The sequence below is a fragment of the Paraconexibacter sp. genome (assembly GCF_041602235.1).
In the GTDB taxonomy this organism is placed as follows: domain Bacteria; phylum Actinomycetota; class Thermoleophilia; order Solirubrobacterales; family Solirubrobacteraceae; genus Paraconexibacter.
Window position 1 is genome coordinate 1 of sequence record NZ_JBFIGP010000333.1, and the last position, 3816, is coordinate 3816.

Consider the following 3816-nt stretch of genomic DNA (forward strand, 5'->3'; position numbering starts at 1 on the left):
GAACCTCCTGGACGACGACGCGGGACGTGAACATCTTCGCAAACGATCGTGCGTTGTGCCAACTATCCCTGCAAATCGCCACATTTCAGGGTGGTTTTCCTGGCGCGTTGACGCTTGATGAGGCGCGTAGACGCTCGCCTGTTGTACACCGTGGACAAGTCCGAGGGACCGTCGGGCGACAGGGGGTCAGAGACGGATGCCCTGTGACGTCTCCACAGCCTCGACGACGGCACCGAAGTCCGCGTCGCCGAGCCCCCGCTCAGCGCACGCCAGCAGCGCGTCGCAGGCGGCCGCCGCAGCCGGGTACGCGACGCCGGCCTGCTCGGCCTGCTCCAGGCACAGCCGGACGTCCTTGAGCATGTGCTCGAGCTTGAACAGGGTGGTGTAGTCGTGCCGCATCATCGGCGTCGCCTTCAGCGAGAGCATCGTGCTCCCGCCGGAGCCCGCCTCCATCACCTGCACGAGCGCGTCCAGATCCACGCCGGTGGCCCGCCCGACGGTCAGGGCCTGCGCGACCGCGAGCGCGTTCGCGGCCGCCGTCGCGTTGTTGATGAGCTTCACCATCTCGCCCTGGCCCAGTTCGCCCACGTGGAGGACGAGCTCGCCCATGATCTGCAGCAGCGGCCACACTCGCTGCACGTCGGTCGCCGCTCCGCCCGCCATGATCGTCAGCGTTCCGTCCTGGGCCTTGGGACTGGACCCGGTGACCGGGGCGTCCACGAACGCCACCCCGCGCTCACCGAGCGCCGCGCCGATCCGGCGCGTGTCGGCGGGGGAGACGGTGGACATGTCCACGAACAGCGCACCGTCGCGAGCCCCGTGGACCGCACCGTCGGGGCCGAGGAGGATCTGCTCGACCTGTGCCCCGTCGACGACCATGGAGATGACGACGTCGGCGGCCGCAGCGGCCTGGGCCGGCGTGTCGGCGACCGTGCCGCCGTGCTCGGCGACCCACGCCTCCGCGGTGGCGCGCGTGCGGTTGTGGACGGTCAGGGTGTGTCCGGCGCGAGCGAGGTTCGCGGCCATGCGCGAACCCATGATCCCGAGCCCGAGGAAGCCGATGTCCATGGTCGCAACCTAGCCGGAGTGGGGCGTCTCCGGAGCGCCGTGGCCGCCCCCGCCGGGCGTCTCGAGGCGCAGCCGGTCCCCCTCGGCGAGATCTCCCGTCCACTTGGGCGGCAACTCGGTGCCGTTCAGGACGTTGCGACCGCGCGCCCCGTCGGCGCCGCCCTCGACGCCCCGCGGGGCGTGCCGCCGCCGCTCGGTGATCAGCGAGGCGGTCATCGGCTCGAGTGCCTCCAGTTCGCGCACGACCCCGTCCCCGCCGCGGTGCCGACCCGTCCCTCCGCTGTCGCGCCGGATCGCGTACTTCGTGACCCGCAGGGGGAACTCGAGCTCCAGGGCCTCCACCGGCGTGTTCCGCGTGTTGCTCATCGCGACGTGGACCGCGCTGGGGCCGGGGGCGTCCGGGCAGGCGCCCTGGCCACCCCCGAGCGTCTCGTAGTACGTGAACGCGTCGTTGCCGAGCGTCAGGTTGTTCATCGTCCCCTGACCGTGGGCCCGGCCGAACGCGTGCAGGACCAGGTCGGCGACGCGCGAGGAGGTCTCCACGTTCCCGGCGGCGACGGCGGCCGGCGGGCGGGCGTTCAGCACCGATCCCTCGGGGGCGATCACCTCGATGGGACGGTGGGCGCCCGCACTGGGCGGGATGTCGGGATCGGTGAGCACCTTGACGGCGAACACGCACGCCGATCGCGTGACCGCCAGCGGGCAGTTGAGGTTCCCGGGGTCCTGCTCGGCGCTGCCCGTGAAGTCCAGGACGATGCGGTCGCCGTCCACCGTCGCGCGCAGCCGCAGCTCCAGGTCCCCGTCCGCACCCTCCAGGACGTCGACCGACGTCCAGGTGCCGTCCGGGAGCGCACGCAGGCAGGCGCGGGCGCGGCGCTCGCCGTAGTCCAGGACGTCCTCCATGCCCCTCGCCAGGGCGTCCGTGCCGAGACGCGCCGCGATCTCGCGCAGGCGCCGGATCCCCGTCAGGCCCGCGGCGACCTGCGCGCGGAGGTCGGCACGCCGCTGGTCGGGGTTGCGCATCTGCCCGACCAGTTCGGTGATCGTCGCCTCGTCGAGCGTCCGTGGTGGGATCACCACGCCCTCCTCGGACAGCGTCCGGGAGTCCGCGGGCATCGAGCCCGGGACCCGGGCGCCGACGTCCGCATGGTGCGCTCGGCTGGCGGCGAAGCCCAGCAGGGCGCCTCCGTCCCCCTCGTCGCGCTCGAACACGGGGGTGATGACCGTGATGTCGGGCAGGTGCGTGCCGCCGCGATAGGGGTCGTTGAGGATCCACGAGCGGCCGGGCGCGTGCTCCTCGTCGAGCACCGCGGCGACCGCCGCCGGCATCGCGCCCAGGTGCACGGGGATGTGCTCGGCCTGCGCCACCATCTGCCCGGCCGGGTCGAACAGGGCCGTGGAGCAGTCGCGCCGCTCCTTGATGTTCGACGAGTGCGCCGAGCGGATGAGGACCGCGCCCATCTCCTCGCACGCCGCGCGCATCGCCCCGACGAGGACCTGGAGGGCGACGGGATCGGTGGTCATGCCGAGCGCTCCACCACGATGGTCCCGGTGCTGTCCGTCCGGCTCTCCCAGCCCTCGCCCACCAGGAGCGTCGAGCCGGGGAGGCGGATCACCGCGGGGCCGTGGGTCGGCGGGGGAGGTTCCTGTCCGCCGTGGAGGTCCAGTGAGGGACCGGGGACCCGGTGGGTGCGCCGCACCGTCACGAGCTCGAGCTCAGCGGAGGGATCCGCGTACCCGTAGCGGGCGGCGTGCTCCGCGTCGAACGCCCGGCGCAGGGCCTGCGGCTCGGGGGGGACGCCGTGGAGCGTCAGCTCGAAGGACTGGCCGCGATACCGGAGGTCCCAGGCGACCTCGTCCGCGCCGGCCGAGACCTCCCGGAGCGCGGCCTCCGTCATCGCGTCCCCGCGCAGCAGGACCGTCCGGGCCTCGTCCTGCCGGCGGTCCGCCGCGGCGAGCCCGAGCGCGCTGAGGACGCCGCCGGTCCACGGCACCATGACGCGACGGATCCCGAGCTCCGCGGCGATCGACGTGGCGTGCAGCGGGCCGGCGCCGCCGAACGCCAGCAGGGTGAAGCCGCGCGGGTCGATGCCGCGTTCGACGGTCATCACCCGCAGGGCCCTGACCATCTCGGCGTCGGCGACCCGCAGGATCCCGGCGGCGGTCTCGCGCGCACCGAGCTCGAGCTCCGCGGCGAGCGTCGCGACGGCGCGGTGCGCGGCGTCGGCGTCGAGGAGGATCCCGCCCGGCAGCGGGACGGCCGGGTCGAGGTGCCCGAGCACCAGGTGCGCGTCGGTGACGGTCGGCTCGGTGCCGCCGGCCCCGTAGCAGGCGGGCCCGGGGACGGCCCCGGCCGAGCGCGGTCCGACGCGCAGCGCGCCTCCGGCGTCGCGCCAGGCGACCGACCCGCCCCCGGCGCCCACGGTGTGGATGTCGACCATCGGCAACGCGAGCTCGCGCCCCGCGACCTCCCGGCCCGCCGTCTCGCGGACGCGACCGTCCTGCACGACGCAGACGTCGCAGGAGGTCCCGCCCATGTCGAAGCAGAGGAGGTCCGGCGTGTCGGTCGCGCGCGACAGCAGGGCCGCCGCCGCGGCGCCGCCGGCCGGACCGCTCAACACGGTGAACGCGGCGTGCTCCGAGGCAGCCGCCGCGGTCGTCAGGCCACCGCTGCTCTGCATGATCGACGGCTCGGGCAGCCCGACGGCGCCGGCACGCGCGAGGAGTTGCCGCAGGTAGTCCCGGAGC

3 protein-coding genes are annotated in these 3816 nt (G+C 74.2%); all 3 read right to left on the reverse strand.

Going from position 1 to position 3816, the window contains the following annotated elements:
• Positions 1-186: 186 nt before the first annotated feature.
• Positions 187-1068 carry an NAD(P)-dependent oxidoreductase gene (locus tag ABYE80_RS18280; RefSeq protein ID WP_372791734.1) on the reverse strand — a complete coding sequence of 294 codons (882 nt, stop codon included), beginning with the start codon at positions 1066-1068 and terminating at the stop codon, positions 187-189.
• Between the two features lie 9 nt (positions 1069-1077).
• A complete protein-coding gene (locus ABYE80_RS18285; RefSeq protein ID WP_372791735.1) occupies positions 1078-2592 on the reverse strand; it encodes a hydantoinase B/oxoprolinase family protein in 1515 nt (504 codons plus the stop codon).
• On the reverse strand, positions 2589-3816 hold a 1228-nt coding region (locus tag ABYE80_RS18290), incomplete at its 5' end, for a hydantoinase/oxoprolinase family protein (protein ID WP_372791736.1). The genes ABYE80_RS18285 and ABYE80_RS18290, both read right to left, overlap by 4 nt.